Genomic DNA, 24413 nt, shown 5'->3' with positions numbered 1-24413 from the left:
GGCCGGGCGGGATAAGCGCCTGGCCCTGTAAAATTTGGAAGGAATCTCTCTGCTGTCGATGAACGCCTTATCCGAACAGTTCGTCGAAGATGGCCTGCACCGTGGTAATCCGGTCCGCCTTCCAGGCGTTGGTGCCGCAAAAGACCAGACCGGTTTCTACGTCTCCTCGCTGGGCGCGGTCCAGGGCGGTCACGATACAGAAACGTTCGCCGGTCTCCTTGTAGGTGCACTTTTTAAGGCAACCCATGCTGCAGGCGATATCGTAATCCAGGTCGTGCTGGCGGATGTTGTCCTTGTTGCTGAGGATCGCCCGCCCCGGCAGTCCGGCCGGGCTCATGATCAGGCCGATGTCCTCCTGGCGGCACTCCAGGTACTTTTGCTTGAAGGCCTCCTCGGCGTCGCACTCCTCGGTACAGACGAAACGGCTGGCCATCTGCACGCCGTCGGCCCCTTCGGCCAGGGCATGCTCCACATCGGCGCGGTCCCATATGCCGCCGGCGGCAATGACCGGTACATCGGTACCGTACTCGCTGCGGAAGAACTCCTTGACCTGGCGGACAGTGCCGTACTGGTCGTACTCACCGGTGCCGATGTTTTCTATTTTCTCGCCCAGGTGGCCGCCGGCCGTATCCGGGTCTTCCACCACCACCGCGTCGGGCAAGCGGTCATACGATTTAAGCCACTTGCGGGCAATCAACTGGGCCGCCCGCAGGGAGGAAACGATCGGCACCAGGGCCACTTCGGGATGGTCCAGGGTCAATTCCGGCAGGCTCATCGGCAGGCCGGCACCGCAGACGATCACCTTGGCTCCCCCCTCGACGGCCGCCTTGACCAATTCCTCGAAATCGGACAGCGCCACCATCACATTGACGCCGATGATGCCTTCCGGGGCGATTTCATAGGCTTTGCGCAGCTCTTCCTTGAAGGCTTCGCTATCGGCCTGGAAATAGTTCCTGCCGTTATAGAAGCGGCTGTTCAGAGCGATGCCGGCGGCGGCAACCAGTCCGATTCCCCCGCATTTGGCAACATGGCCCGCCAGGCGCCCGGCAGAGACCCGCACGCCCATACCCCCCTGAATCAGGGGGAAGCGGGCAGTATACTTTCCAATCCGTAAAGGCTGCGTCATCGCTTCCTCGTGCCGTACATGAAATGAACTGCTGCAAATATAGCAGCAGTTCAGGAGGCTCTTTGTAATACTTTTGTAAAAGTAGCCCGGGCACCGAGGAGGAATGCCCGCCTCAGGCCAGATACTCCTCGGTTGAAATGACGTTTGCGTAGACCGCCCCCAAGGCGGCCAGAAAGGCGCCGTGCACCTGGCGGGCCGGGACCGTCTCTCCGCCGAAGGCCAGATCGCGGGCGGCACAGGCGTCATGGATCACGGTGCAGGTGAACCCCAGATCAAAAGCGGCCCTGACCGTGGCATCCACGCACATGTTGGTCATCATGCCGCAGATCACCAGGTCCGTTACCCCGGCGCCCTTGAGGAACTCAAGCAATCCCGTGTCGCGGAAGCTGTTGGGAAAATGCTTCTGCAGCACCGTTTCCCCGGCCAGCGGCGCAACCGTGGGATGGATCTCCGCCCCCGGCGTGCCCTTTAGGAAGAAGGTCGCTCCCGGACGCGCTGCCAAGTGCTGGATGTGCACCAGCGGCCATCCCTGCTCGCGGAAGCGCCCCAGGATTCTGGCGGCGTTGGCGGCGGCCGGGGCGCTGCCGCTCAGTTCCATGCTGCCACCGCTGAAGTAGTCGTTCTGGATGTCGATGATGATCAATGTCGGGGCCATAGAAACTCCTCCTTCTTTCCGAAAAGGTGGGTAATGCGCCGGCCGGAACCGACGCGGACAGAGCGAAATAAAATTCCCCTGCCCGGCGAGCGAACCGGAGCAGGGGAAAGCCAGCCGGGACAGCTGCGGATCAATCCCGCGGCACCGCCAGCATTCGATCCAGAGCCTGCCTGGCCCTCAGGCGGATATCCTCCGGCACGCTGACCACCGGCGACAGGGTCTGCAGCGCATGCAGCACGTCTTCCAGGGAGGTCAGTTTCATGTTGGGACAGAGCAGGGCCGGGGAGGCCAGGATGAACTCCTTGTCCGGATTTTCCAGGCGCAGCTTGTAGAGGATACCCGCCTCGGTGCCGATGATGAACTTTTTGGCCGGGCTGGTGCGGCAATAGTTGTACATGCCGCTGGTGGAGCAGGCATGATCGGCCAGGGCGGTCACCTCCGGCGCGCATTCGGGGTGGCAGATGAACAGGGCGTCGGGATGTTCGGCCTTCTTCCGCAGCACCGCCTCCACGGTCATGCGCTCGTGAGTCGGGCAATAGCCCTCCCAGAAGATGAAGCGCTTCTCCGGCACGAAGCGGGCCACATACCGCCCGAGGTTACGGTCGGGCACGAAGATCAGCTCCTCCTCGGGCAACGACTTGACCACTTTCAGCGCATTGGCCGAGGTACAGCAGATGTCGGAGTGGGCCTTGACCTCGGCCGAGGAGTTGACGTAGGTCACTACCGGCACGCCGGGATGCCGGCGTTTGAGCTCCTCCAGCCCCTCGGGCGTAACCATGTCCGCCATCGGGCAGCCCGCATCCGGCCGCGGCAGCAGCACCTTCTTGTCGGGAGAAAGGATGGCGGCCGACTCGGCCATAAAATGCACGCCGCAGAAGACGATCACCTCCGCGTCGGTCTTGGCCGCTTCCATGGAAAGAGCCAGCGAATCGCCAGTGATGTCGGCGATCTCCTGCACTTCGTCGCGCATGTAGTTGTGGGCCAGCAGCACGGCCTTGTGCTGTTTGAGAAGGTTTTTGATCTCTTTGACGGTATCGTTCATGGAATCATCCCTTGAAAATGGATTGGGCGGGAGAAACATACCCTAATCCGTATACGATGTCGAGAGCAGGTTGCTCTCCTTTCCCCGGCCAGGGCCCTTTGAGAAGCGGCAGCTCTACAATCGTCCATTCAGCTGCCCGCCAGGTCGCCGGTCATTTCCTGCAGCAGATACAGCTTGGGATTGACGCCGGCTATGCAGGCCACCACCTCCCGCAGCCGTTCCTCATCCAGCCCGCACTCTTCCTCGATACCCTGAAACCAGGAAAAGCCCTTAGGGAGCGACGACAATGCCCCGTCCCGCAGCAGCATCGCATCGACCATGTCATTGACCCGGCCGACCGCCTCCCAAGGATCGCGGTAGTTGAACTGGCGCGCCACGACATGCAGCCCCATGCCGTTGGGGAAGATCGCTTTGACCTCGAAGGAAAATTCGCGCGGGGCGCTGTAGTTTTCGCTCCTACCGGAACGCACCTGCACCTCGGCCCCGGCTTCTTTCAGAATATCGCCGACCGAGTCGGCCGTCATCGGTTTATACGTCTGATCCATAAAGCTCTCATTCCTTTAATAAACTGTTGAAATTCTCAGGTTGTTCAAAAATGGGCAGATCGTCGCAACCGCAGGAAGCCCCGCGTAGGCGTTGCAGCGCTACGCCGCACAAGGGGGCTGACGAGGACGGCGGCGAGATGCCCGTTTTTCAACAACCTTTAAACGTCGAGCCGCAGCTCCAGACCCCATGGCACCGGTTTTCCCCCCTCCACGGTCAGCACCCACAAGGTGGGAAACTCCATCTGCTCCGGCGCCGGTCCGATGCCGTCGGTCAGGTAGATCACCGCGGCCGGCAGAGGATGCATGGTGCGGGCGTAGTCGAAAACCGGCCGCAAATCGGTGAAACCGCCGCCGTCATAGCGCTGGACGACGCCGGCCGATCCCTTGAAGCTCTCGATATGCTGAATGCGGCTGTTGGCGTACAGCACGGTAATGGCCGCGTCGCGCCCCCGGGCAACCTGCATCAGTTCCGCGGCAAAGGCCTCGCGCACCGCCACGATATTGGTGGAATCGCTGACATCGACCCCCACCAGCAGATTGAGCCGTTTCCGTTTGCGGATGCCGGGGGTATCGTGGCCGAAACGGCGGTGTTCGCGCATCCAGGTGGCAGTGCGACCGGTACGGCCTGCGGTAGCGACGAACTGGCGCAGAACCTGACGCCAGGGGATGGGGCTCGGCCGCAGCAGGCCATCGACCACCGCGCGGATCTCAGCCGGGGCTTCGCCGTCGCTGCCGCGCAGACTCTCGCGGGTAATGCTTCGGACCATCTCTTCGGCAAGCGCGAAGGGGGTGCTGTCGCATTCGCTCCACAGGGCATGGTCATCCAGGTTTTTTCCTGCCAGGGCCTGCTCTCCCCGGCCGGCGCTCCCCTGCTCGGAACGGTCGGCATTACCGTAGCCGCTGCCTTCCCGCTATGCCGGGATTGATGGCCAGATCGCAGCAGACATCCCAGTCATGCCGGTTGCGATCCTTGCGGCGCGCCATGTGCAGATGCAGCAGATGTTTGACCAGGTGTTCCAGCAACGCGCGTTGCTCGATTGCCATCAAGAGACTGAAGAGAGCCGGATCGACGGCCAGGAAGGGGATGCCGTCGCGAATGGTGACCCCGGCCGGCGGGCCTCCCAGGCTGCGTACTTCGCGGCGCAGGTTGAGGATGAAGTGGCCGTAGAAGGGGCGCTCCCGCAAGAGCCCCACCACAGCCTTTTCCAGGTAATCCGTCGCGGACACCGGCTAGACTGCCCCGGCAGAAATGGCCTGGATTGCATTGAAGACGACATTGTCGTACTTGTCCTGGGCCAGGGCCAGCGCAACGGAGGGAATCTTGAGCAGCGACTTGACCAGGCTGAAGCGCAGGTCGCGCGGCAGGACGGAGATGTAGGCCACCAGATGGGATTCCTGCTCCGGCGTCAGCACAGGGGAAACCTGCAGGGTAGCGACCAGATCGTTGATTGTGGCGGCCTGGACGTCGTCACGCTGGTTCTCGGCCCTGGCAGCCACTTCGGGCCAGGCATTGAGCACCTCCGCCGCAGTCAGGGGGCGCCCGGCGCGGTCGGCCAGCCAGCGCATGAACATGATGGCCGCCTCCTTGCCGATGATGCCGGCATAGACCTCCATCTCCAGATCGCCGGGAAAACGGCAGCTCTTGCGCAAGGTGCTGACCATCTCCCAGCCCCGTTCGGTCGGCTCCACCTGCAGATCCATCGGCAGTCCTTGGCGGGCCAGCATGCCGGAGTTGCCGGCCAGAAACTGGCGCACATCCGCGGCCAGTTCCCGCTGGGCGGCATAACGAGCCCAGCAGTGGTAGTCGCTTTCGACATACAGCATCACCATCCGGTCGACCAGCGCCCGGTCCAGCGTGGCCACTTGGTAGGTGCCGTCAGGCGGGTTGATGCTGACCACCACCTTATGGCGCCGCGACAGGCGGTGCGTGTGCAGGCTGCGCAACATGCCTTCCGCCGGCGGCTCCACGAACTGAAAGATGGCCTGGAGCGTGTCCTCCTGCTGGGCTCGGTTCAGCTCATCGCAATGGATCAGCGTCGGCGGATCATCGTCTCCCGGCAGCCAGGAAGGACGCGACCAGTGCATCACATCCCCCTCTCGGAAAGGAATACCGACCAGGTCCCCCACTTCCATCTGCCCCAGGCGCAGGGACACGTAACGCCGGTCAATCTCCCGGCAGGCCTGGATGATACCGGCGGTCTTGCCGACCCCGCGGTGACCGACCACACAGGGAGTAAGATCGGTCTTGGCGATAATTTCCTTGATGACCAGCTTCATCTGCTCGACATTCATATATATCTCCCACACGGTTCGGAACCGTGGCAGTCTTTTGCTATTCAGAACCCCAACAACGCGACCAGCTGGGTCAGGTCATCTACGATCACGTCGCTCATCTCCGGCCAGCGCTGGCCATCCGGGCGCCCCACATGGACCGTTACCGCCCCTGCAGCCCGGCCCGCCTGCAGGTCGAACAAGTAATCGCCCACCATTGCGGCACCGCCTGCTCCCAGCCCCCACCCTTGGAGCAAGTGCAGGATACCGGCCGGGTCCGGCTTGGGGGGCGCCTGGTCGCGTCCCAGCACATGCCCCTCCTCAAAATAGCGCCGGGCGCCGATCGCCTCAAGGGTCGTCAATGCCACCTCCCGGCTGTTGCGGGTCAAAATGCCCAGGGGTAGGTCCAGGCCATCCAGCAAGGCCAGCAATTCTGTCATACCGGGCGCTGCCAAGGCCCGTTCGGCAAGATCCCGTTCGATTGCGTCCAGCCGCCCGCGGCGCAGGGCCGCCTGGTGGGGCGAAAGCGTCTCCAGGTGGCCAAGGATGTCAGCCCCCTCCGGGATCTCCAGCTCCAGGCGGATCAGGGAGAAATCGTGCACCGGCATGGTCAGGGTGCCGTCCAGATCGAAGATCCAGCAGGTGCGGGCCGCCAGCAGGCCGAGCAGGTCTTTCGTTCTGGCCTGCGCTCCTGCGGATGCTCCATCCCGGTCGAAAAGTTCGACGGCAGGGTCAGATTTGGCGTGATCTTCGGGCATGGCCACTCTCTGGTCATTTTTAAAAACAGCAGTCACTGTGAAAGCTTATACTTTTTAGGGGATGATGTCGAGGATGCATGGGTTGTACATACCCAGGAGGAAACCGGTTCTCCCGGTCGTTCAGCGGCCGCAAAGAACGGATGGAACGGAACCATGGCGGCACGTGGTCAGATAGTGGGAGTGAAAAGAGAACTTCGGAAAAAAATAGGTAGGAGAGAGGCGGGAGAAGTGCAAGCCGGACCGGGGCTGCTTCCGGACACCGGGAACTTGGCAGGATTGAAGCGTGTGTCGAGGGTTTCGGACTCCCCCTTTCCGGTCGAGACCGGCTCTACACGCTACGCCCGTTGTCTCCAATCCTCGCGGAGCAGCGAATAGATCAGGGAATCCACGAACCTGTCTTCCGCCCAATAGCTCTCGCGCAGGTGTCCTTCGAGCCTGAAGCCGAGCCTGGCCAGCATCCGTGTCGAACCGTCGTTCCCCGGGGTGACGCCTGCCTCGACACTGTGCAGATCCATCTGATGGAACCCGTAATCCAGAACTGCTGAGAGCGCCTCGCTCGCGATCCCCCTGCCCCAGCATTCGCGGGCGGTGATGTAGCTTACGTCGCCGCGCCGATGCATTGTGCGCCATTCGTTGTAACCGCACTTGCCAATCAGCCGGTTGTCCCCGCGCCGGGCGATTCCCCAGTGGATGGCGGACCGGCGGCCTTTGGCCTCGGCCATGCTTGCGATGAGTTCACAGGCTTGCTGCACCGACCGGTACGGTCGGCAGCTCCAGAATTGCATGGTCTCCTCATCGGAAAAGATACGGAACAGCTCTTCGGCATCCGCGGGAACAATTTCCCGCAGGACAAGACGGTCCGTTTCCAGTTGCGGGAAGATGTCCCATTCCGGTTTTAAAGACATCGGGTATACTCGCTTTCAGTTGATCCGCACCACAATAGCCTCACACTCAACATGCCAGGTGCTGCGTTGCAAAACTCAATCAGTCCATCTCATCGCGTTGCTGCCCATTTCTTATCCAAATGGTCATTTCCATTAAAAACGGCCGCAGGTTTTCCCTGCGGCCGCACATGCCTTTCTGCCCACCACGTCAGGCCAGCCGGAACTGCCCTACCAGCTGAGTCAGCTCGTCCGCCAGCGATGAGAGTTCCGTAGCCGCCGCTGCCGCTTTGCCCGATCCTCCGGCCGAATGCCGGATCGCCTCGGAAATATCGAAAATACTGCGGGTGATCTCCCCGGTGGTTGCGGTCTGCTCCTCGGCTGCAGCCGCGATCTGGCTCACCTGAAGTGTAACGGCGTCGATACGCTCCTGGATCATGCGCAGCGAATCTCCCGATCTGGTCGCTTTTTCGGTCCCCGCTTCCACCCCTTTGACGCCGTCCTCCATGGCAGTGACAGCCAGCCGCGTCTCGGACTGAATGGCCCGGATCATCTCGCTGATTTCCTTGGTTGCCTTGGTGGTACGCTCCGCCAGAGCCCTGACCTCATCCGCTACCACCGCGAATCCCCGGCCCTGTTCCCCGGCACGGGCCGCTTCGATTGCGGCATTCAGCGCCAGCAGATTGGTCTGGTCTGCGATATCCTCGATTGTTCCGACAATATCGCCGATCTGATCAGAACGGGCTCCCAGCGCCTCCACCGTGCGCGCAGATTGTGTCACCTGCCGGGCAATGCCGCTCATCACCTCCACGGTCTCCTCTACCACGGCCGATCCGCTCTTGGCGGCATCTCCCGCCTCCTGGGAGCCTACCGCAGCGTTGTGGCAACTGCGGGCGATATCGGCGCTGGTAGCAGCCATCTCCTCGCTGGCGGTGGCAACATTTCCCGCTTGAGCGGCCGCCTGACCGGTGCCGTCTGCCATCTGTCCAGCGGAAGTGCGCAGTTGGGACGCGGAGTCGGCAAGCTTTCTGGCATCCTGGGCCACCTGTGTGATTACCCCTTTCAACTTCTCGATAAACAGGTTGAACCAGTGGGACACTTCCCCCAGCTCACCCGCCATCCCTTCGTCCAGCCGCTTGGTGAGGTCTCCCTCTCCCTGGGCGATATCCTTCAGCATGGTAAGCATTGCCGACAGGGGCGTCGTGATGCTGCGCGTAATCCAGATGCCGGTCACCGTAAGCAGCGCAAAGATCGTCACTCCCAGAATCAGGTTCCACTTGAGGAAGTCCGTTTTAAGTTCGCTGAAGTAATCGGCCTTGTTCACCCCCGGAACGACCCAGGCATCCAGCTCCTTTATGTATCGGAAGGCAACCAGCTTCTCCTGGCCGGTGGTGGTGGCGGTGTACTCGTACACCCCTCCTTCCTTGTGGCTGCGGATATGGTCGATATGCTTCTGGCCGGCAAGCTTTTTCCCCTCCTCTTTGGGATGGACGATCAATGTCCCTGACGCATCCAGGAGGAAAGGATAACCGCTTTTGCCGATCTTGACGGAATAGATCGAGCGGTGAAAGGCAGGATCCTTCATCGCATCGGGCTTCACCGACACTGTATATGAAATGCTGTTGGCCAGAGCCTCGGCCACCGACGTGACATCCTTCTCCATGAGCTGTTTCACTTCGGAGACCGCGATGAGATAGGAAAAGGCCACGGAAACGGCCACGGCCAGAAACGATACAGCGGAAAACATGACAAGCTTCGATTTGATGGTTTTCATTCGGACGACTCCTCGTGACGTTCGGCCGAACGGCGATCAGCAAGTAAAAGGGATCGGCGGGCCGGGCTTTCGGGAAATTTACTCAACCGGAAATTTTAGCCTAGACAATTAATTAATGTCAACGACACTTCTTCATTGTTGTTTATAGTTTGCAGAGACACCGTCCGAGACCGCCGGCAATGATCGTCTGTGATCACCCCATGTACACCCGGCGCTGTGCCCGCTCGGTCTGGGCACAGACCAGGAGAGAGTTTTTGTTGACAAAAATTCCTCGAAAATGCTACAAAAATAATTCTTCGGGATGTAGCGCAGCCTGGTAGCGCACCTGCTTCGGGAGCAGGGGGTCGCTAGTTCGAATCTAGTCATCCCGACCATAAAGAATTAAGGGGTTACGGCAAACGCTGTAACCCCTTTTTCTTTTCTAAGTGCAATGTTGAATGTTTCGAAAAAGGCCTTTATTAGCCTGCCTCCTGATGGAAGCCCTATAGGCGCCGCATTCGCTGTCTATCGGCATTTTGCAGAACTCAGCCGGCATAAAAAGAGCGGTTATAGCAACGCGTACCCTTCACGTCGGCTCTTCGGCGGTTTGTCATACCGGAGCCCACCGTGAGTCCAAAGTAAAGTAATCTTCCCTAACGAGTTATTTTAATGATAAGAATAGACTCAAATATAAATACAGAGGAGGAGCCGCATGCTCGGCAACATGAAGATCCGCTATAAACTGTTACTGCTTCTGCTTGTTCCCTTGCTTGGTCTTGCTGTTTTCTCGGTGCGCGAGGTGGCGGATAAATACGGCACCATGCAGAATACTGCTGCCACGCGTACCTTGACGGAGCTGGCGGTCCAGGCCGGTGCGCTGGTCCATGAACTCCAGAAGGAACGCGGACTCTCCTCCGGCTATATCAACTCCCAAGGAGGGAAGTTTCGTGATGACCTGGCCCGACAGCGCGAGAGGGTCGACCGCGAATTCAAAAGTGTACAGCAGTATATCTCCACCAACAGCCAAGCGCTGGATGTGGTGAAACCATCGCTGGATCTGGCGTCCGTCGCAATAGGGAAGCTCCAGGAAACCAGGAGCGGCATCGATTCTCTCAAGGTCGAGGGGAAAAACTCCTTTGCCTACTACACCGATCTGATTGGCTCCTATACCGACGTAGTTGCCGCCGTGGCGACCACCAGCAAGAAAACGGAGCTCATGCGGGAAGCCGCGGCCTATTATGCCCTTGTCATTGCCAAGGAGGAGACCGGCAAGGAGCGCGCAACCTTGAATGCCGTCATCGCGGCCGGCAGCTTCAACGACGAAACCCTCCAGAGGACGTTCATGATTCTGGCCGCCCAGAAGAACTATCTCTCCCTGTTCCGCAAATTCGCCTCAGCCACGGAACTGGCCACTTTCGACGATGCGGCAAAAGGGCCGGTCTTTCAGCAGGTGGAGGATCTCCGGAATGCAGTACTGGCCAAGCACACGACGGGTGACTTCGGCATTGCCCCCGAGACGTGGTTCGACTCCAACACCAAGAAGATCGACGCCATGAAGGGGGTGGAGGATTCCATTGCCAAAAACATCCTCGCCACCGCCGATGCGCTCCACTCGGGGGCCAGAAAATCCCTGATCTTCAGTGTCGCCCTCTCGACCATTCTAGGAGGGGCGGCCGTGATCCTGGGCTTCATGGTCATGCTCGGCATCACCACTCCGCTCTCCCGCCTGTTGCACATGCTCAAGGATATTGCCGAAGGAGAAGGGGACCTGACCCGACGACTGGAAGAGGGGCAGAAGGACGAATTGGGCGAGTTGGCCCGCTGGTTCAACCGCTTCGTTGACAACATCCATGGCATCGTCTCCCAGGTTTCCGGTAACACCCTTCAGGTCTCCGCTGCCGCCCATCAGTTGAACAGCACCGCCGAACAGATCGCCACCGCCGCCGAGGAGGTCGCCTGCCAGTCAGTGACCGTGGCCACGGCCAGCGAGGAGATGTCCGCCACCTCTGGCGATATCTCCCGCAACTGCATGCTCGCCTCCGAAGTGGCCAACCAGGCCACCACGACCGCCAGGGAAGGAGCCGACGTGGTTCAGGAAGCCCTAAGCGGCATGGAGAAGATCGCCGAGCGGGTGCGGGAGGCAGCCGGCACCGTGGAGAGTCTGGGGGCACGGTCCGACCAGATCGGAGCCATTGTCGGCACCATCGAAGACATCGCCGACCAGACCAACCTGCTTGCCCTGAACGCGGCCATCGAAGCGGCCCGGGCCGGAGAACAGGGACGCGGCTTCGCCGTTGTGGCCGACGAGGTACGAGCCCTGGCCGAGCGCACCACCAAGGCGACAAAGGAAATCGGCGGGATGATCAAGGCCATCCAGCAGGAAACGGCCGATGCGGTCGGCAGCATGGAAAATGGGGTGAGCGAGGTTGAAAAGGGAATGGAGAATTCGCGCAAATCCGGGAGTGCGCTGGAAGAGATATTGGACGCCATCAACAAGGTGACCATGCAGGTTCATCAAATCGCAACGGCCGCGGAAGAGCAGACCGCTGTCACCGGCGAGATATCCACCAATATCCACCAGATCACCGACGTGGTCCACGAAACCGCCCGCGGTGCCCACGAGACCGCCACGGCAGCGTCACAGCTCTCTTCACTGGCAAAGGACCTTCAGTCGCTGGTGGGAAGATTCAAATTGGCCTGATGGTATGTCACGCAGGAGGTGGGCGAGGTCCTGAGGACCGGGCACGCTTGATGCTCGAAGCAGGAGGCGCTAATTCGAGTTTAGTCATCCAGATACCAGATAACAAAGCACTTGCGACAAGTTGCCGCAAGTGCTTTTGTTGTTTTTATGATGCCCCTTGCCTGCCCGCCTGCCATCCTCTACCAAATCCGCCGGATCTAAAATGTCAGGATAAAAAATTTGGAATCTGTTAAATTCGATTGGCCCGGATGGGGCTATACACATTTCTTTCCGCTCGTGGAGTGCGTCCATGGGAAAACAGCACAAACAAACAATCCTGATTGTCGACGATATACCCGCCAATATCGATATCCTTTCATCGATTCTCAGGCAGGAATATGCCCTCAAGGCCGCCAGCAACGGCCGCAAGGCGCTGGAGATCGCCGCCTCGGCCGCTCCGCCGGACCTGATCCTGCTGGACGTGTTGATGCCGGAGATGGACGGCTTCGAGGTCTGCCGCCGGCTCAAGGAAAATCCGCTGACGCGGCGGATACCGGTCATATTCGTGACTGCCCGGGACGAGATCGAGGATGAAGCCGCCGGCTTTGCCTGCGGTGCCGTGGACTATATCGGCAAACCGGTCAGCCCCTCCATCGTTCAGGCCCGGGTCAGGACCCATCTGGCGCTCTACGATCAGAACCGGGCGCTGGAGGACAAGGTACGGGAGCGCATGGCCGAGTTGAACGATACCCGCCTGCAAATCATCAGGCGCCTGGGGCGGGCAGCCGAATACAAGGATAACGAGACCGGCATGCATGTCATCAGGATGAGCCGCTACTCCCAGCTGATCTCCCAGGAATACGGCCTTTCGCATGGTGAGGCGGAACTGGTCCTGCACGCGGCACCGATGCATGACGTCGGCAAAATCGGCATTCCCGACCGGATACTGCTCAAACCAGCCAAGCTGGACGACAAGGAATGGAGCATCATGCGCGCCCACTCCTACATCGGCTACCGGATCATCGGCGACCACCCCGGCGAGCTGCTGAAAGCCGCCGCCATCGCCGCCTACACCCACCACGAGAAGTGGGACGGCAGCGGCTATCCCCGGCGCCTGAAGCACGAGGACATCCCCCTGATCGGCCGCATCATCGCCGTGGCCGATGTCTTCGACGCTTTGACCAGTGTCAGGCCGTACAAAGCGGCCTGGCCGGTGGAAGAGGCGGTGACCGAGATCCGCAGGTGCAGCGGCAGCCATTTCGATCCGGCCCTGGTCGAAGCCTTCACCAGACGGATGCCCGAGATCCTGGAGGTCAAGCAGCAGTTCGCCGATGTAACTGCGGAGGCACCTTTCGCGCCGGACGACGCCCTATGAAAGACCGGGGAAGTGCGGAGCACAAGAGAATCAAGCCCCTGTTCGACAAGACCTTCACCCAGGGACTGTGGATGCCGGCTGCCGTTTTCCTGCTGGGCTCGCTCTCCATTGGCCTGATGGTCCTGACCGGCCGGATCAACGAAAAGCAACGCATGGATTATGTGGCCAATGCCGCGCTGATGGATGTGCAGATCCATACCTCAGCCTTCCATCTCTGGCTGGAAGAGTATCTGGGAGGCAACCAGGAGGTAAGCATCCCGAAGCTCTGGAACGAGTTTGAAAGCGCCATACGGCTGACCGACACGGTCCTGAATGGGGGTGGATCCGAACACGGCCTGCTCACCGATCCCCTGAAACATCCCGACAGCCGCGCACAGGCCGAAGGCATAAAGATCGCACTGCGGGAAATGAAACAGGTGGCACTGGAGCGCATGAAAGCCCCCGAAAAGTCGGGCATCGCTTCCGATCTGAATCACCGCTTCGACGCGCTGTTCGGCACGGTGCTCTCCCGAGCTTCGGCCCTGGAGGGTTTGATCGAGGCGGAGAGGTCCCACAACCAGAAAAATGCCCGCCGTCTCTTCCTGGGAATCGTCTCGGTATGGACCCTGATTGTGATTGTTGCCGTGCTGGGTCTCTGGAGCCGGGAAATGCGGCGCAAGGCCTCCGAAAAGGAGCTGCTGCTGGCGAACGAGGAGTTGCAGGCCCACGCCGAAGAAGCGGAGCAACGGACCATTGAACTGCAGGCCCTGAACGAGCAGCTCAGCCAGGAGATCAGAGAACGCCGACAGGCGGAAGAGGAGCTCAGGATTACCAGGGACCGGGCCGAGGTGGCCAACCGTGCCAAGAGCGCCTTTCTGGCCAATATGTCGCACGAAATCCGCACCCCTCTCAATGCCATCATCGGCTTCTCGGAGCTGGCCCTCAAGACCGACCTGGCCCCCAAGCAGTTCGACTACATCAAGAAGATCAGCAGCTCCGGGAAGTCCCTGCTGGGCGTCATCAATGACGTCCTGGACTTCTCCAAGATCGAGGCCGACCGCATAGAACTGGAGCGGACCGAGTTCGCGCTGGAGGCGGTCCTGACCCAGGTGATCCCCATCATCCAGCACAAGGCCCTGGAGAAAAGCATCGAGTTGCTGCTCTCGCACTCGGCCGATGTCCCCCCCACCTTGATCGGCGATCCCCTGCGGCTGGGCCAGGTGCTGATGAACCTGCTGATCAACGCCGTCAAGTTTACCGAAACAGGGGAGGTGGAACTGGGCATCGACCTGGAGGGAGACTCCCCGGATGAGCTGCGGATCTGCTTCACGGTCCGGGACACCGGCATCGGCATGAGTGCCGCACAGGTGCAGTTGCTCTTCCAGCCGTTTACCCAGGCCGACGGCACCACCACGCGCCGGTTCGGCGGTACCGGCCTGGGGCTCTCCATCAGCAAGCGTCTGGCAGAAATGATGGGGGGAGAGATTCGGGTAGAGAGCGCGGAGGGGCAGGGCAGCAGCTTCATCTTCACCGCCGTCTTCGACCGGCCGGCAAAGCACGCCGAGCCCTGGCTTATCCCCGACATCGTGCACAGCCTGCGGGTCCTGATCGTCGACGACAGCCGTGTCAGCAGCCTGGCCCTGAAAAAACTGCTGGGGTTTCTGCCGGTCTCGGTCGAGACCGTGCATTCCGGGGATGAAGCCATCCAGGCGGTGCGGGGGCGGGACGCTGTTTCGCCCTACCATCTGCTGTTCATGGACTGGCAGATGCCGGACATGGACGGCATTCAAACCATCCGCGCGCTCAAGCAGGACAACTCGCTGCAGAACTCCCCGCGTATCGTCATGCTGACCGCCTTCGGCAGTGAGCGAGAGCGAAGCGAGGCCCTGGCAGCCGGCGCCGACGATTTTCTTTACAAACCCATGACCCAGTCGGACCTGTACGATATCATCATCAGGCTCTTCGCCCCGGGCCGGCAGGCCGCCACAGGCCTGAAGGGCGCCCCGGGAGAGGGCTACGACTTCAGGGGCCTGCAGATACTGCTGGCCGAAGACAACGAGCTCAACCGGCAGATCGCCTGCGAGCTGCTGGAACTGTCGGGCGCCTCAGTGGCGCTGGCAGCCAATGGCCGGCAGGCGCTGGAGATGGTGATGAACAATGAACAACACTTCGATGTGGTGCTGATGGATATCCAGATGCCTGAAATGGACGGGTTCCAGGCCACCCGGCTCATCCGGCAGGACAGCCGCTTCAACGAACTCCCGATCATTGCCCTGACCGCCCATGCCTTTGCCGAAGAGCGGCAACGTTCCCAGGAAGCAGGCATGAACGATCACGTGACCAAGCCGATCGAGCCACGGGAACTGATGGAGTCCATCTGCCGCCAGTTGCCCCACCTGCCGGGCCTGAGGGAGCAAGCCCGGAAACAGGAGCGTGAGATCGCGGAATCTGTAGCCCGACTGGAGATTCCCGGCCTCGACACAGCCGGCGGTGTACGGCGGGTGGGGGGCAAACTGCAGCTTTACCTCGATGTGCTCCGGAAATTCAGGGAGGGGCAACAGCATGCTGACGAGCGGATCGCTGCGGCACTGCAATCGGGCGATCGCCCGGGCGCAGAGCGCATTGCCCACTCCTTGAAGGGTCTGGCCGGCACCATCGGAGCAACGGAACTGCAGGAGGCGGCCCTGGCGGTCGAGCAGGAACTGCGCCGCGGATCGCAGCCGGGGGACAGCCTGGACAGGCTGGCAACAGCGCTGACGTCGATCATGGCAACCCTGGAGTCGGCCTTGGAAAAGGAAGACGCGCCTCTTCCCCCCTGCGCCACTGACCCGGCCGTCCCGGCTGACCTGGGAGCGATGCTGGAAAAACTTGAGCTGTATATTCGCGACAGCGATGTCACCGCCGTCGATCATCTGGCGGAGTGCCGCCGACATCTGTGTGCGGCCGGCGCGGCGGAGATTGTGGCCTCCCTCGAAAAAAACATCTCGCAGTACGATTTCGACCAGGCACTGACAACGCTGCACACGATGATGAAAACGCTGGAAAGCCCCCGGATCTAGGAGTAAACAACTGTGAAACAAAAGCAGGGGTTTGCACGCCATGTGCAAACCCTGCTTTTTTGTTACAAGCGGATGACCACAGACCGGTCCCGCAGCAGTTTTCTGCAGCCTAAAACAGCCTGTTGAAATTCTCAGGTTGTTCAAAAATGGGCAGATCGTCGCACCCGCAGGAAGCCCCGCGGAGGCGTAGCAGCGCTACGCCGCACAAGAGGGCTGACGAGGACGGCGGCGAGATGCCCGTTTTTCAACAACCTTCAAATGCTCTCGATGAACAGCAGGTCCGGGTCCTCCAGATACCGGGCCACCCGGCCGATGAAGCGGGCCGCGTCGACGCCGTCGGTGACGCGGTGATCGAAAGTCAGGGAGAGGTGCAGGATCTTGCGGATCGCAATCGCCCCCTGATGGACCCAGGGACGCTCCACGATTCGGCCGCAGCCGAGGATGGCCACATCGGGCCAGTTGATGATCGGCGTGGCAAAGGTGCCGCCGAAATGGCCGTAGTTGGTGATGGTAAAGCTGCTGCCGCGCAGGTCGTCCACCGCGATTGTCCGTTCACGCGCCCTGCGCCCCAGTTCCTGGATCTCGGCCGCCAGGTGGAGAATGCTCTTCTTGTCCACGTCGCGGATCACCGGTACCATCAGCCCCTCCTCGGTATCCACGGCAATGCCGAAGTGGTAGTGCCGCTTGAGCACGATCTCCTCGGCCGCATCGTCAATGGCGGCGTTCAGGCGGGGGTGTTCCCTGAGGGCGTGCTGGGCAGCCTTGATGAAGAAGGGCAGAAAGGTCAGGTGGGTGCCGCGTGACTCCACTTCGTGCTGTTCGCGCAGGCGCAACTCCCACAGGGTGGTGATGTCCACCTCCTCCATGCTGGTCACAAAGGCGGTGGCCCGCTGGGCTGCCAGCACGTTGCGGGCAATGGTGCGCCGCAGGCCGCGTAGCGGCAGCCGCTCAACCTCTCCGGCCGGCTGGTCGGCAACAGGGCGCTGCGGAGTGGCCAGCTGCTCCAGGTCTTCGGGGGTGATGCTGCCGCGCGGACCGCTGCCCCGGATCGACTGCAGATCGATACCCCGCTCGCGGGCCAGTTTGCGCACCAGCGGGGTGGCCTGCACTGCGCCGGCTGCCGGAGAGGCAGCCCGGGGGACCTCCTCGGCCTCGGGCAGGCTGCCGACGATCCCGAACGAGGGGGAGCGCTGCTGCACATTCTCCCCGGCATCGGCAATCGTCACCAGCGTCTGGCCCACAGCCACGGTTTCCCCCTCGTTGCGATGGATGCGGGCCACGATGCCGCCGTGGGGGGAGGGCACCTCTACCACCGCCTTGTCGCTTTCCACCTCGGCCAGCACTTGGTGCTCCGCCACCCGGTCCCCCTCCTTGACCAGCCAGCGCCGCAGTTCCACCTCGGCAATCCCCTCACCCAGATCGGGCAGCTTGAAATCGAAGGACATGTTCGCTCCTTGTCGCGAAAAAACCTGAAGATTGGTAGCCACAGAGGACACAGAGGTCACAGAGGGCTTCAAAGAAACCTGATTGGCACCAATCTTCCCTAAGGGTTCCCCCCTTTGAAAAAGGACCCAAGGGCCTAAAGGGGGACAGGGGGATTTGGTGTTACGCTATTAAAGGCAAATCCCCCTAAATCCCCCTTTTGCAAAGGGGGACTTTTGTGTCCTCTGACCTGTCTTCGCAATAGAGGACACACTCAAAATTCTATGCTGCCATCTTTAGCTCCTGCTGCTCAAACTGTTCAGGAGTGAGATAGCCAATCGCAGAGTGAATCCTCTTGCGGTTGTAGAAACCTTCGATGTAACGAAATATCCGGCTCTGTGCTTCTTGCCGGGTCGTGAAGGAGCAGTGGTAAATCAGTTCTCTCTTCAATGTGGAGAAAAAGGTCTCCGTAATTGCATTGTCATAGCAGCATCCGGTTCCGCTCATGCTTTGGATGCCAGCTGCTTTCCCGACCACGGCACGAAACCGTTTGCTGCAATATTGCGAACCACGATCCGTGTGAAAGATGAATCCTGGTGACGGCCGACGCCTGACTATCGCATTGGTAAGGGCAGCTATAACAAGATCATCCGTCATGCGTTTGTTCATGCTCCAGCCCACGATCCGGCGGGAGAATACATCGAGGACCACTGCCAAGTACAGCCAGCCCTGGACCGTTTCAATGTACGTTATGTCGCCGGTCCAGAGCCGATTGGGAGCGTCAGCGGAGAATTGACGCTTCACCAGATTGTCCGCTACAGGACGCTTGTGATCTGAATTCGTTGTAACCTTGAACTTCCGCGTCGTCTTGACTTTAAGGCCGTTTTCTCGCATCAGGCGCCAGATGCGGTTTTTACCGACGCGCCGCCCTAACTGCCGTAGGTTATGGGTAATCCGTTTCGCGCCATATGTTTTGTCGCTCTCTTCGAAGGCTGATTTGATCGTTGGCAACAACGCCTGGTCTTCGCGCTGCCGATTCGTTACTCGGCCGGCCGCATGGGCGTAGTACCAACTCCGAGTCACTCCCAGAACTCGGCACATCTCCTTCACCCGAATTCGGAGCGGTGCTCGGTTATGAACCCGAATAACGATGCGGATCCGTTGAGAAGATGGCCACAGCTTTTTTTAGGATTTCACGCTCCCGACGGAGTTGCTCGTTCTCTTTGCGGAGTTGCTTAAGCTCTGCTTCGGCAGATATTTGACTGGCTATAGCCGGATCCTGCTGGTCACGGTGTTTCCGGATCCATCCTTTTAAGACTCCATGCGTGATCCCGAGACTGCTTTCAACTTCGCGAATGGTGCGGTTGTCTTCCAAAACCAGCTTCACCGCTTCAGCTTTAAACTCGGCATCGTATTTTCGGTTCATTCTCATGACACACCCTCCTGGTCCGTTAGGATATAAGGTGTGTCCTCAAATGTGAAGATAGCTCACTCTGTGGCAAAAAAAGTTTTTCAGTATTTCAGCACCTCGTCCAGGGCTACCCGGATCTGTTCCACACCCGGCAGGTACCGGTCCACCAGCTTGGCCAGCGGCACCGGCACGTCCGGGGCGGCCACCCGCAGCACCGGACCCCGCAGGTGCAGGATGGCCTCCTCGGCAATGGTGGCTGCGATCTCCGCTCCCAGACCGCAGGTCTTGACCGCCTCGTGCACGATCACCACCCGCCCGGTCCTGGCGACCGAGGCCAGCACGGTTTCGCTGTCGAACGGATTCAGGGTCAGCAGGTCGATCAGATCGACATCGTAGCCTTCCACCGCCTTGCGCACCCGCTCCAGCATGCTGCCCCAGGCGATCACCGTCACAGCGCTGCCCTGCTGCACCAGCCGCGCCCGGCCGATCTCGACGGTATAATCTCCCTCCGGCACCTCCTCCTTGATCAGGCGGTAGAGCCGAGTCGGTTCCAGGAACAGCACCGGGTCGGGATCGCGCAGGGCCGCCAGCAGCAGCCCCTTGGCGGTGTACGGTCCCGAGGGGACCACCACCCGGATGCCGGGCATGTGGCAGAAGAGCGATTCGGTGCTTTCCTCGTGGAGTTCGGGAGCCTTGATCCCGCCTCCGTAGGGGGTCCGCACCACCAGCGGGCAGCTGTAGCGGCCGCGCGAACGCGCACGCAGCCGGGCGGCATGGGCAAAGAGCTGGTCCAGGGCGGGATAGATGAAGCCCATGAACTGGATCTCGGCCACCGGGCGCAGGCCGTAGGCCGCCATGCCGATGGCCGCGCCGGCAATGGCCGATTCGGACAGTGGCGTATCGATCACCCGCTCGACGCCGAAGCGCTCCAGCAGCCCCTCGGTCACCCGGAAAACGCCGCCGTCCCGCCCCACATCCTCACCCAGCAGCACCACCCGCTCGTCGTGGGCCATCTCCTGGGCCAGGGCCTGGTTGATGGCCTGCACCATGTTGAGCTGCGCCATCTCAGGCCCCCTTTCTCTGTCTAGCCTGACGCGGACTTAGCGTGGCACAGACATGATCGAACAGTTCGCCGGCCTTCGGTGGGGGGGCCGCCTCCATGATGCGCACCGCCTCGTCGATCAGCCCGATGATGAGTGCCCGGGTCCGGTCGGCATATGCCTGATCCCATAACCCGCGCGCCGCCAGGTAGCGTTCCAGCCGCGCCAGCGGATCGCGGCCGCGCCAGGCGGTCACCTCCTCCGGCGGGCGGTAGCGGGAGGCGTCGTCGGCCGTGGTATGGTCGGACATGCGGTAGGTCAGGCATTCGATGAAGGTAGGGCCGCCGCCGCTGCGGGCCTTGTCGAGCGCCTCCCACGTGGCGCGGTAAACCGCGAACAGGTCGTTGCCGTCCACCTGGATGCCGTCGAAACCATAGGCAACCGCCTTCTGCGCCAGAGTGGCGGAGGCGGTCTGTCCCTTGAGCGGGATCGAGATGGCCCACTGATTGTTCTGGCAGATGAAAACCACCGGCAGCTTCAGCACACCGGCCAGGTTGAAGCCTTCGTGAAAATCCCCCTTGGAGGTGGCGCCGTCGCCGAAATAGGCCACCGACACCGCCGGCTCCCGCCGGTAGCGGGCCGCCATGGCGGCGCCCACCGCGTGGGGGATATGGGTGCCGACCGAAACGCAGAAGGGGAAGAAATTGAGGTGTTCCGGCACGAGCTGGCCGCGTTCGTCTCCGCCCCAGTACTGGAACAACGATGCGAGCGGATAGCCGAGGGTCAGGTGAACCCCCATTTCGCGGAAGGAGGGGAAGACCCGGTCATCGGGCGTCAGGGCCAGCGCGCTGCCGACCTGGGCCGCCTCCTGCCCGAAAATCGAGGGATAGGTGCCCAATCGTCCTTCGCGCTGCAGCGCGACCGCCCGCTCGTCGAAGATACGCGCCAGCACCATCGCCTCGTAGCCGCGCCGCAGCTCGGCATCCGACAGGGGGGGCATGAGAGCCTGGTCGGCCTGGCCGTTCTCGTCGAGGATCTCCAGGCGCTTGATACTGAATGTTTCCAGAATCGTCTCCGGCATGGTTTCAGCTCGCTTCCGCTCTATTGATATAACCCGCGTGGAGAGTTTAAACGTCCCTAATGCCGTTGTCAACGAAGTGGCGTCACCATCCGGAATCCGGTGATAATTGGCCTCGCACCACTCCTGCCGGTAGTGCTATACTTTGGCAGAGAAAATCCTGGACAGGTCGACAAGGGGGGGAATCATGCCGCACCGCATACTGATACTGCTGCTGTGCCTGATGGCGTGCCGGCCGGCCGCTGCCGGCGAAATCAGGAATCTGGCTGACTGCACCACCCGCCTTTTCCGGGAGATCGGCAAGAGCGGAAAATGGACCGGCAAAACGCCGGCGGGCTGCCCGCGAGTCAGCGTCGAGCAGCGACCCGAGGGGCTGTTCATTACTGCCTGGTCCATCGAGCCGATCGATGGAGGCTGGACCAGAACCGCCTTTTCCGGTGCCATGGGACTGGCCGAACTTTCCTCGAAAAAGGAGCTGAATGCCGCCAGCAGCGACATCGCAGCCCGTGCCGCCCGACTGGAACGTTGCCTGGATTCCATCACAACCGTCAACGATCCGCTGGAATGCCGGGACCGGGCGGTCAAGAACTATCTGGCGGGGGAGATCACCGGCACTGAAACCACCCGGCTGGTCTGGCTGGAGGACAACGGCCGCCACGCCGTGCTCGAATATGCCTTCGGGACCGCCTCGGTCACACCGACACCGCCGGTGGACCTGTTCAGCGGCACTCCGCTGCTGCCGGGGGTGATTATCGACCTGCACCGGGCGGGACGCAAGCGCTAGCATCCCGCTTCAGCGGCAGAGGATCAGGGAGTTCGCCGGGCAGAGGTATCCAAAATTTTTGATCCTGTTCGCCCTGTACATCCCTGGTAAGCTCTTTTTGCAGTACACTGTTTCCGCCACTTTCTACCGAGGTATTTCACATCCATGGAACTGCTCAGGAACCATTCACTCAGGCCGTACAACACCCTCAACGTCGATGCGACGGCCCGCTATTTCGCCCGTATCCGGCACGTCGACCAGATCGGCCAAGCCCTGGCCGCGGCCCCGGAGGCCGAACGGATACTAGTGCTGGGCGGGGGCAGCAACGTCGTGTTCAGATCGGATTTCTCAGGGCTGGTGCTGAAGAACGAGATCCGCGGGATCAGGATCGTGCGCAGCGACGATGCGCATGTCTGGATCGAGAGTCGGGGCGGAGAGGAATGGCAGGACCTGGTCGATTTCAGCCTGGAGCATGACCTGGGGGGGCTGGAGAATCTGACACGGATACCCGGCTCGGTGGGGGCAGCCCCGGTCCAGAACATCGGTGCCTACGGCGTGGAAATCAAGGATCTTCTGGAATCGGTGGAGGCGGTCGATATCCGCTCCGGCCAGGTGCGGACCTTCAGCAACAGCGAGTGCCGTTTCGGTTATCGCGACAGTATTTTCAAGCACGAGCTGAAAGGACTCTTTTTTGTAACCGGCATCGTGATCAGACTGGCCAGGCAGCCGGAGTATCATATCGAATACGGCGACATCCGCAAAAAACTGGAAGAGTATGGAGATCAGCCGCTGTCGCCCCGGCTGCTGGAGCGCGCCATTTCCGAGATCAGGGCCGTCAAGCTGCCGGATCCTCGGGAGCTCGGAAACTGCGGCAGCTTTTTCAAAAACTGCATTGTGACCCCAGACGATTTCGAACGCCTGCGCACCAGCTACCCGGCTCTGCCCTTCTTCAGGGAGCACACGGGGCAGATCAAGATACCCTCGGCCTGGCTGATCGAGCAGTGCGGCTGGAAGGGCTGGCGCAGCGGCGATGCGGCGGTCTATCCCCAGCACGCCCTGATCCTGGTCAATTACGGAGCCGCCGACGGCGAACAGATCTATGACCTGTCGGAACGGATCATCGCCAGCGTCAGAGACACATTCGGACTGGTCCTGGAGCGGGAGGCCCAGATCATATAACATGATTCCTGAATCCAATTCCTGAATCCGTGACGCCTTCCAGCCTGCACTCGCTACCCGTGCCTCTGCTCTTACGTTTCCGGCATGAGAAGCATTTCCTCGTAGGTGGGGCGGCATTGACGGCATGAAACGGAGCCGGCGACGATGGAGCCCCGGCACGACGCTCATTCCGGCTTCCATTCATCACGGATTCAGGAATTATCGGTAAGGAAGCGGATCGGAGAAGGCGGCATGGCCCAAATACGGATCACAAGCACGGCCGAACAGACGCCGGCAGACTTCATGCTGGGCGAGCGGATCATACGGGTACGTACGGTGGTTGACCGCTGGTTTGGCGAGGACCACGCCTACTTTAAGGTGATCACGGAAGATGGCACGATCTACATCCTGCGGCACGACCTGGAACTGGATCAATGGGAGTTAACCCTGATGGACGGTCTGGTGGCAAAGCGCTAGCGACCCGCTTCGCGACATCCTGCACTTGATTTCTGCAGAACCTGACCGATGAGAATACCAGAGCAGTGCAGCCGACCTGTCGCGGGGACAGCCATGAAGATATTCAGAAACCTCAACCTGCAGGATGAAACCCGGTACGCCCTCCGCATTCTGCTTATCATGCTGATAATCCCTGCGGTAATCTTTGTTCTCGATCTGGTGCTGGGAAAACGCATGCAGACCGAGGAACAGAACCCTGCGCCGGAAAAACGGATCATCGTGACCAAGAGCGAGGAACCGGCAGCGCCGCCGCCGAAGATGTCGCCACAGGTTGCCGCCTCCGTCCGGGAAGCGATCAGTCAAGGCAATTACTCCACCGCCTACCTCGAACTCGGCCGGATCCCTAAGGATTCCCCGGAATACCGGGAACTGCGCGAACAACTGGTTGCGGAACGGAAAAAGCAGCGTCCCGGCCTGAGAAAAGAGGCCGCCGTGGCGCAGGGTCCCCTGCGATACTACGATGAAACCACACCCCGCGACCGGTCAACGGCGTGGGTCTTCGCCTATTTCAGTGAGCAGGCAGGTGCCTTCTGGCCCCGGTTCTGCATTCAGGTGGCACCGGACAAGCGGCTGGCGATCACTGCCTTCAGAATCCTTGCCGACGGCAAAACGTTCGATATTCCGGCTGCAGAGCTGCATTCCGAAAAAATCCGGGACACATGGGCCCAGTGGTATGACGCGCCGCTCGACAGCCACACCTATAATGCCATTCTCGCGCTGATCAAGGCCCGCAAGGCCAGCCTGCTCGGCTACGTGTCCCAGTCGATTGCATACCGCCGTGACATCGGCGAGGCCGAGAAAAAGGGGCTGGAACGGATCATGGAAGCCTACGTAGCCGTGGGAGGCACCCTGGGATTCGTCGGCCACGGGGAAAGCAAAGGCTCCGGCAAGCGATAGCATC

The 24413-nt window shown here is 60.9% G+C and carries 22 protein-coding genes and 1 tRNA gene; 8 read left to right on the top strand and 15 right to left on the bottom strand.

What is annotated here, in order from left to right; all coding sequences use genetic code 11:
- Positions 1–67: 67 nt before the first annotated feature.
- From GSVR_RS01805 to GSVR_RS01765, 10 genes are all read right to left on the bottom strand, one after another.
- Entirely contained in the window at positions 68–1126 is a 1059-nt protein-coding gene (locus GSVR_RS01805) for a nitronate monooxygenase family protein (protein ID WP_173200979.1), read from the bottom strand.
- 112 nt (positions 1127–1238) lie between these two features.
- On the bottom strand, positions 1239–1781 hold the full coding sequence (locus tag GSVR_RS01800; protein ID WP_173200977.1) for a cysteine hydrolase family protein: 543 nt from the start codon (positions 1779–1781) through the stop codon (positions 1239–1241).
- 130 nt (positions 1782–1911) lie between these two features.
- Positions 1912–2823: a quinolinate synthase NadA gene (gene nadA / locus GSVR_RS01795; protein WP_173200975.1), complete on the bottom strand. Its 912-nt coding sequence runs from the start codon at positions 2821–2823 to the stop codon at positions 1912–1914.
- A gap of 128 nt (positions 2824–2951) precedes the next feature.
- Entirely contained in the window at positions 2952–3368 is a 417-nt protein-coding gene (locus GSVR_RS01790) for a hypothetical protein (RefSeq protein ID WP_173200972.1), read from the bottom strand.
- A gap of 158 nt (positions 3369–3526) precedes the next feature.
- Positions 3527–4135, bottom strand: a complete 609-nt coding sequence (locus tag GSVR_RS22320) for a VWA-like domain-containing protein (RefSeq protein WP_308936474.1) — start codon at positions 4133–4135, stop codon at positions 3527–3529.
- A gap of 121 nt (positions 4136–4256) precedes the next feature.
- Positions 4257–4595, bottom strand: coding sequence for a hypothetical protein (locus GSVR_RS22315; protein WP_308936473.1), 339 nt, complete (start codon positions 4593–4595; stop codon positions 4257–4259).
- Between the two features lie 3 nt (positions 4596–4598).
- Positions 4599–5660: a hypothetical protein gene (locus tag GSVR_RS01780; RefSeq protein ID WP_173200970.1), complete on the bottom strand. Its 1062-nt coding sequence runs from the start codon at positions 5658–5660 to the stop codon at positions 4599–4601.
- A gap of 44 nt (positions 5661–5704) precedes the next feature.
- Positions 5705–6397 carry an HAD family hydrolase gene (locus GSVR_RS01775; RefSeq protein WP_173200968.1) on the bottom strand — a complete coding sequence of 231 codons (693 nt, stop codon included), beginning with the start codon at positions 6395–6397 and terminating at the stop codon, positions 5705–5707.
- 335 nt (positions 6398–6732) lie between these two features.
- Complete coding sequence (locus GSVR_RS01770) at positions 6733–7302, bottom strand: GNAT family N-acetyltransferase (protein ID WP_173200966.1); 570 nt, start codon at positions 7300–7302, stop codon at positions 6733–6735.
- Between the two features lie 187 nt (positions 7303–7489).
- Positions 7490–9052 (bottom strand): methyl-accepting chemotaxis protein, encoded by a 1563-nt coding sequence (locus GSVR_RS01765; protein ID WP_173200964.1) that lies wholly within the window; start codon positions 9050–9052, stop codon positions 7490–7492.
- Between the two features lie 297 nt (positions 9053–9349).
- Between GSVR_RS01765 and GSVR_RS01760 the strand changes: the two genes are divergently transcribed.
- From GSVR_RS01760 to GSVR_RS01745, 4 genes are all read left to right on the top strand, one after another.
- A tRNA-Pro gene (locus GSVR_RS01760) sits at positions 9350–9426 on the top strand.
- A gap of 317 nt (positions 9427–9743) precedes the next feature.
- A complete protein-coding gene (locus GSVR_RS01755; protein WP_173200962.1) occupies positions 9744–11732 on the top strand; it encodes a methyl-accepting chemotaxis protein in 1989 nt (662 codons plus the stop codon).
- Between the two features lie 289 nt (positions 11733–12021).
- Entirely contained in the window at positions 12022–13086 is a 1065-nt protein-coding gene (locus tag GSVR_RS01750) for a two-component system response regulator (protein WP_173200960.1), read from the top strand.
- Entirely contained in the window at positions 13083–16124 is a 3042-nt protein-coding gene (locus GSVR_RS01745) for a response regulator (RefSeq protein WP_173200958.1), read from the top strand. The genes GSVR_RS01750 and GSVR_RS01745 overlap by 4 nt, the downstream gene beginning before the upstream one ends.
- A 254-nt stretch (positions 16125–16378) precedes the next feature.
- On the opposite strand, the gene GSVR_RS01740 is transcribed toward GSVR_RS01745, so the two are convergent.
- From GSVR_RS01740 to pdhA, 5 genes are all read right to left on the bottom strand, one after another.
- Entirely contained in the window at positions 16379–17569 is a 1191-nt protein-coding gene (locus GSVR_RS01740; RefSeq protein WP_173200956.1) for a dihydrolipoamide acetyltransferase family protein, read from the bottom strand.
- Positions 17570–17828: 259 nt separating this feature from the next.
- On the bottom strand, positions 17829–18647 hold the full coding sequence (locus tag GSVR_RS01735) for an IS3 family transposase (protein ID WP_203978766.1): 819 nt from the start codon (positions 18645–18647) through the stop codon (positions 17829–17831).
- 31 nt (positions 18648–18678) lie between these two features.
- Positions 18679–18978: a transposase gene (locus tag GSVR_RS01730; protein ID WP_173202482.1), complete on the bottom strand. Its 300-nt coding sequence runs from the start codon at positions 18976–18978 to the stop codon at positions 18679–18681.
- Positions 18979–19058: 80 nt separating this feature from the next.
- A complete protein-coding gene (locus tag GSVR_RS01725; RefSeq protein WP_173201889.1) occupies positions 19059–20021 on the bottom strand; it encodes an alpha-ketoacid dehydrogenase subunit beta in 963 nt (320 codons plus the stop codon).
- Position 20022: 1 nt separating this feature from the next.
- Entirely contained in the window at positions 20023–21078 is a 1056-nt protein-coding gene (gene pdhA, locus GSVR_RS01720; protein WP_173201890.1) for a pyruvate dehydrogenase (acetyl-transferring) E1 component subunit alpha, read from the bottom strand.
- Positions 21079–21262: 184 nt separating this feature from the next.
- Between pdhA and GSVR_RS01715 the strand changes: the two genes are divergently transcribed.
- The 4 genes from GSVR_RS01715 (at position 21263) to GSVR_RS01700 (ending at position 24409) form a co-directional block, all read left to right on the top strand.
- Complete coding sequence (locus tag GSVR_RS01715) at positions 21263–21859, top strand: hypothetical protein (protein WP_173201891.1); 597 nt, start codon at positions 21263–21265, stop codon at positions 21857–21859.
- Between the two features lie 144 nt (positions 21860–22003).
- The gene (murB, locus tag GSVR_RS01710) at positions 22004–23017 is read left to right on the top strand and encodes a UDP-N-acetylmuramate dehydrogenase (RefSeq protein ID WP_173201892.1); all 1014 of its coding nucleotides are present in this window, start codon (positions 22004–22006) and stop codon (positions 23015–23017) included.
- A 231-nt stretch (positions 23018–23248) separates the two neighbouring features.
- Positions 23249–23473: a hypothetical protein gene (locus tag GSVR_RS01705; protein WP_173201893.1), complete on the top strand. Its 225-nt coding sequence runs from the start codon at positions 23249–23251 to the stop codon at positions 23471–23473.
- A 93-nt stretch (positions 23474–23566) separates the two neighbouring features.
- On the top strand, positions 23567–24409 hold the full coding sequence (locus GSVR_RS01700) for a hypothetical protein (RefSeq protein ID WP_173201894.1): 843 nt from the start codon (positions 23567–23569) through the stop codon (positions 24407–24409).
- Positions 24410–24413: the final 4 nt, after the last annotated feature.

Source organism: Geobacter sp. SVR, from assembly GCF_016865365.1.
GTDB lineage: Bacteria > Desulfobacterota > Desulfuromonadia > Geobacterales > Pseudopelobacteraceae > Pelotalea.
Note: the sequence above shows the minus strand (reverse complement) of the source record. Positions and strands in the feature narration are given on the sequence as shown.

Coding starts and splice junctions, on each gene's coding strand:
- GSVR_RS01805 (WP_173200979.1), bottom strand. CDS start 1,126: ATGACGCAGCCTTTACGGATTGGAAAGTATACTGCCCGCTTCCCCCTG.
- GSVR_RS01800 (WP_173200977.1), bottom strand. CDS start 1,781: ATGGCCCCGACATTGATCATCATCGACATCCAGAACGACTACTTCAGC.
- nadA (WP_173200975.1), bottom strand. CDS start 2,823: ATGAACGATACCGTCAAAGAGATCAAAAACCTTCTCAAACAGCACAAG.
- GSVR_RS01790 (WP_173200972.1), bottom strand. CDS start 3,368: ATGGATCAGACGTATAAACCGATGACGGCCGACTCGGTCGGCGATATT.
- GSVR_RS22320 (WP_308936474.1), bottom strand. CDS start 4,135: ATGGTCCGAAGCATTACCCGCGAGAGTCTGCGCGGCAGCGACGGCGAA.
- GSVR_RS01780 (WP_173200970.1), bottom strand. CDS start 5,660: ATGAATGTCGAGCAGATGAAGCTGGTCATCAAGGAAATTATCGCCAAG.
- GSVR_RS01775 (WP_173200968.1), bottom strand. CDS start 6,397: ATGCCCGAAGATCACGCCAAATCTGACCCTGCCGTCGAACTTTTCGAC.
- GSVR_RS01770 (WP_173200966.1), bottom strand. CDS start 7,302: ATGTCTTTAAAACCGGAATGGGACATCTTCCCGCAACTGGAAACGGAC.
- GSVR_RS01765 (WP_173200964.1), bottom strand. CDS start 9,052: ATGAAAACCATCAAATCGAAGCTTGTCATGTTTTCCGCTGTATCGTTT.
- GSVR_RS01755 (WP_173200962.1), top strand. CDS start 9,744: ATGCTCGGCAACATGAAGATCCGCTATAAACTGTTACTGCTTCTGCTT.
- GSVR_RS01750 (WP_173200960.1), top strand. CDS start 12,022: ATGGGAAAACAGCACAAACAAACAATCCTGATTGTCGACGATATACCC.
- GSVR_RS01745 (WP_173200958.1), top strand. CDS start 13,083: ATGAAAGACCGGGGAAGTGCGGAGCACAAGAGAATCAAGCCCCTGTTC.
- GSVR_RS01740 (WP_173200956.1), bottom strand. CDS start 17,569: ATGTCCTTCGATTTCAAGCTGCCCGATCTGGGTGAGGGGATTGCCGAG.
- GSVR_RS01735 (WP_203978766.1), bottom strand. CDS start 18,647: ATGTGCCGAGTTCTGGGAGTGACTCGGAGTTGGTACTACGCCCATGCG.
- GSVR_RS01730 (WP_173202482.1), bottom strand. CDS start 18,978: ATGAGAATGAACCGAAAATACGATGCCGAGTTTAAAGCTGAAGCGGTG.
- GSVR_RS01725 (WP_173201889.1), bottom strand. CDS start 20,021: ATGGCGCAGCTCAACATGGTGCAGGCCATCAACCAGGCCCTGGCCCAG.
- pdhA (WP_173201890.1), bottom strand. CDS start 21,078: ATGCCGGAGACGATTCTGGAAACATTCAGTATCAAGCGCCTGGAGATC.
- GSVR_RS01715 (WP_173201891.1), top strand. CDS start 21,263: ATGCCGCACCGCATACTGATACTGCTGCTGTGCCTGATGGCGTGCCGG.
- murB (WP_173201892.1), top strand. CDS start 22,004: ATGGAACTGCTCAGGAACCATTCACTCAGGCCGTACAACACCCTCAAC.
- GSVR_RS01705 (WP_173201893.1), top strand. CDS start 23,249: ATGGCCCAAATACGGATCACAAGCACGGCCGAACAGACGCCGGCAGAC.
- GSVR_RS01700 (WP_173201894.1), top strand. CDS start 23,567: ATGAAGATATTCAGAAACCTCAACCTGCAGGATGAAACCCGGTACGCC.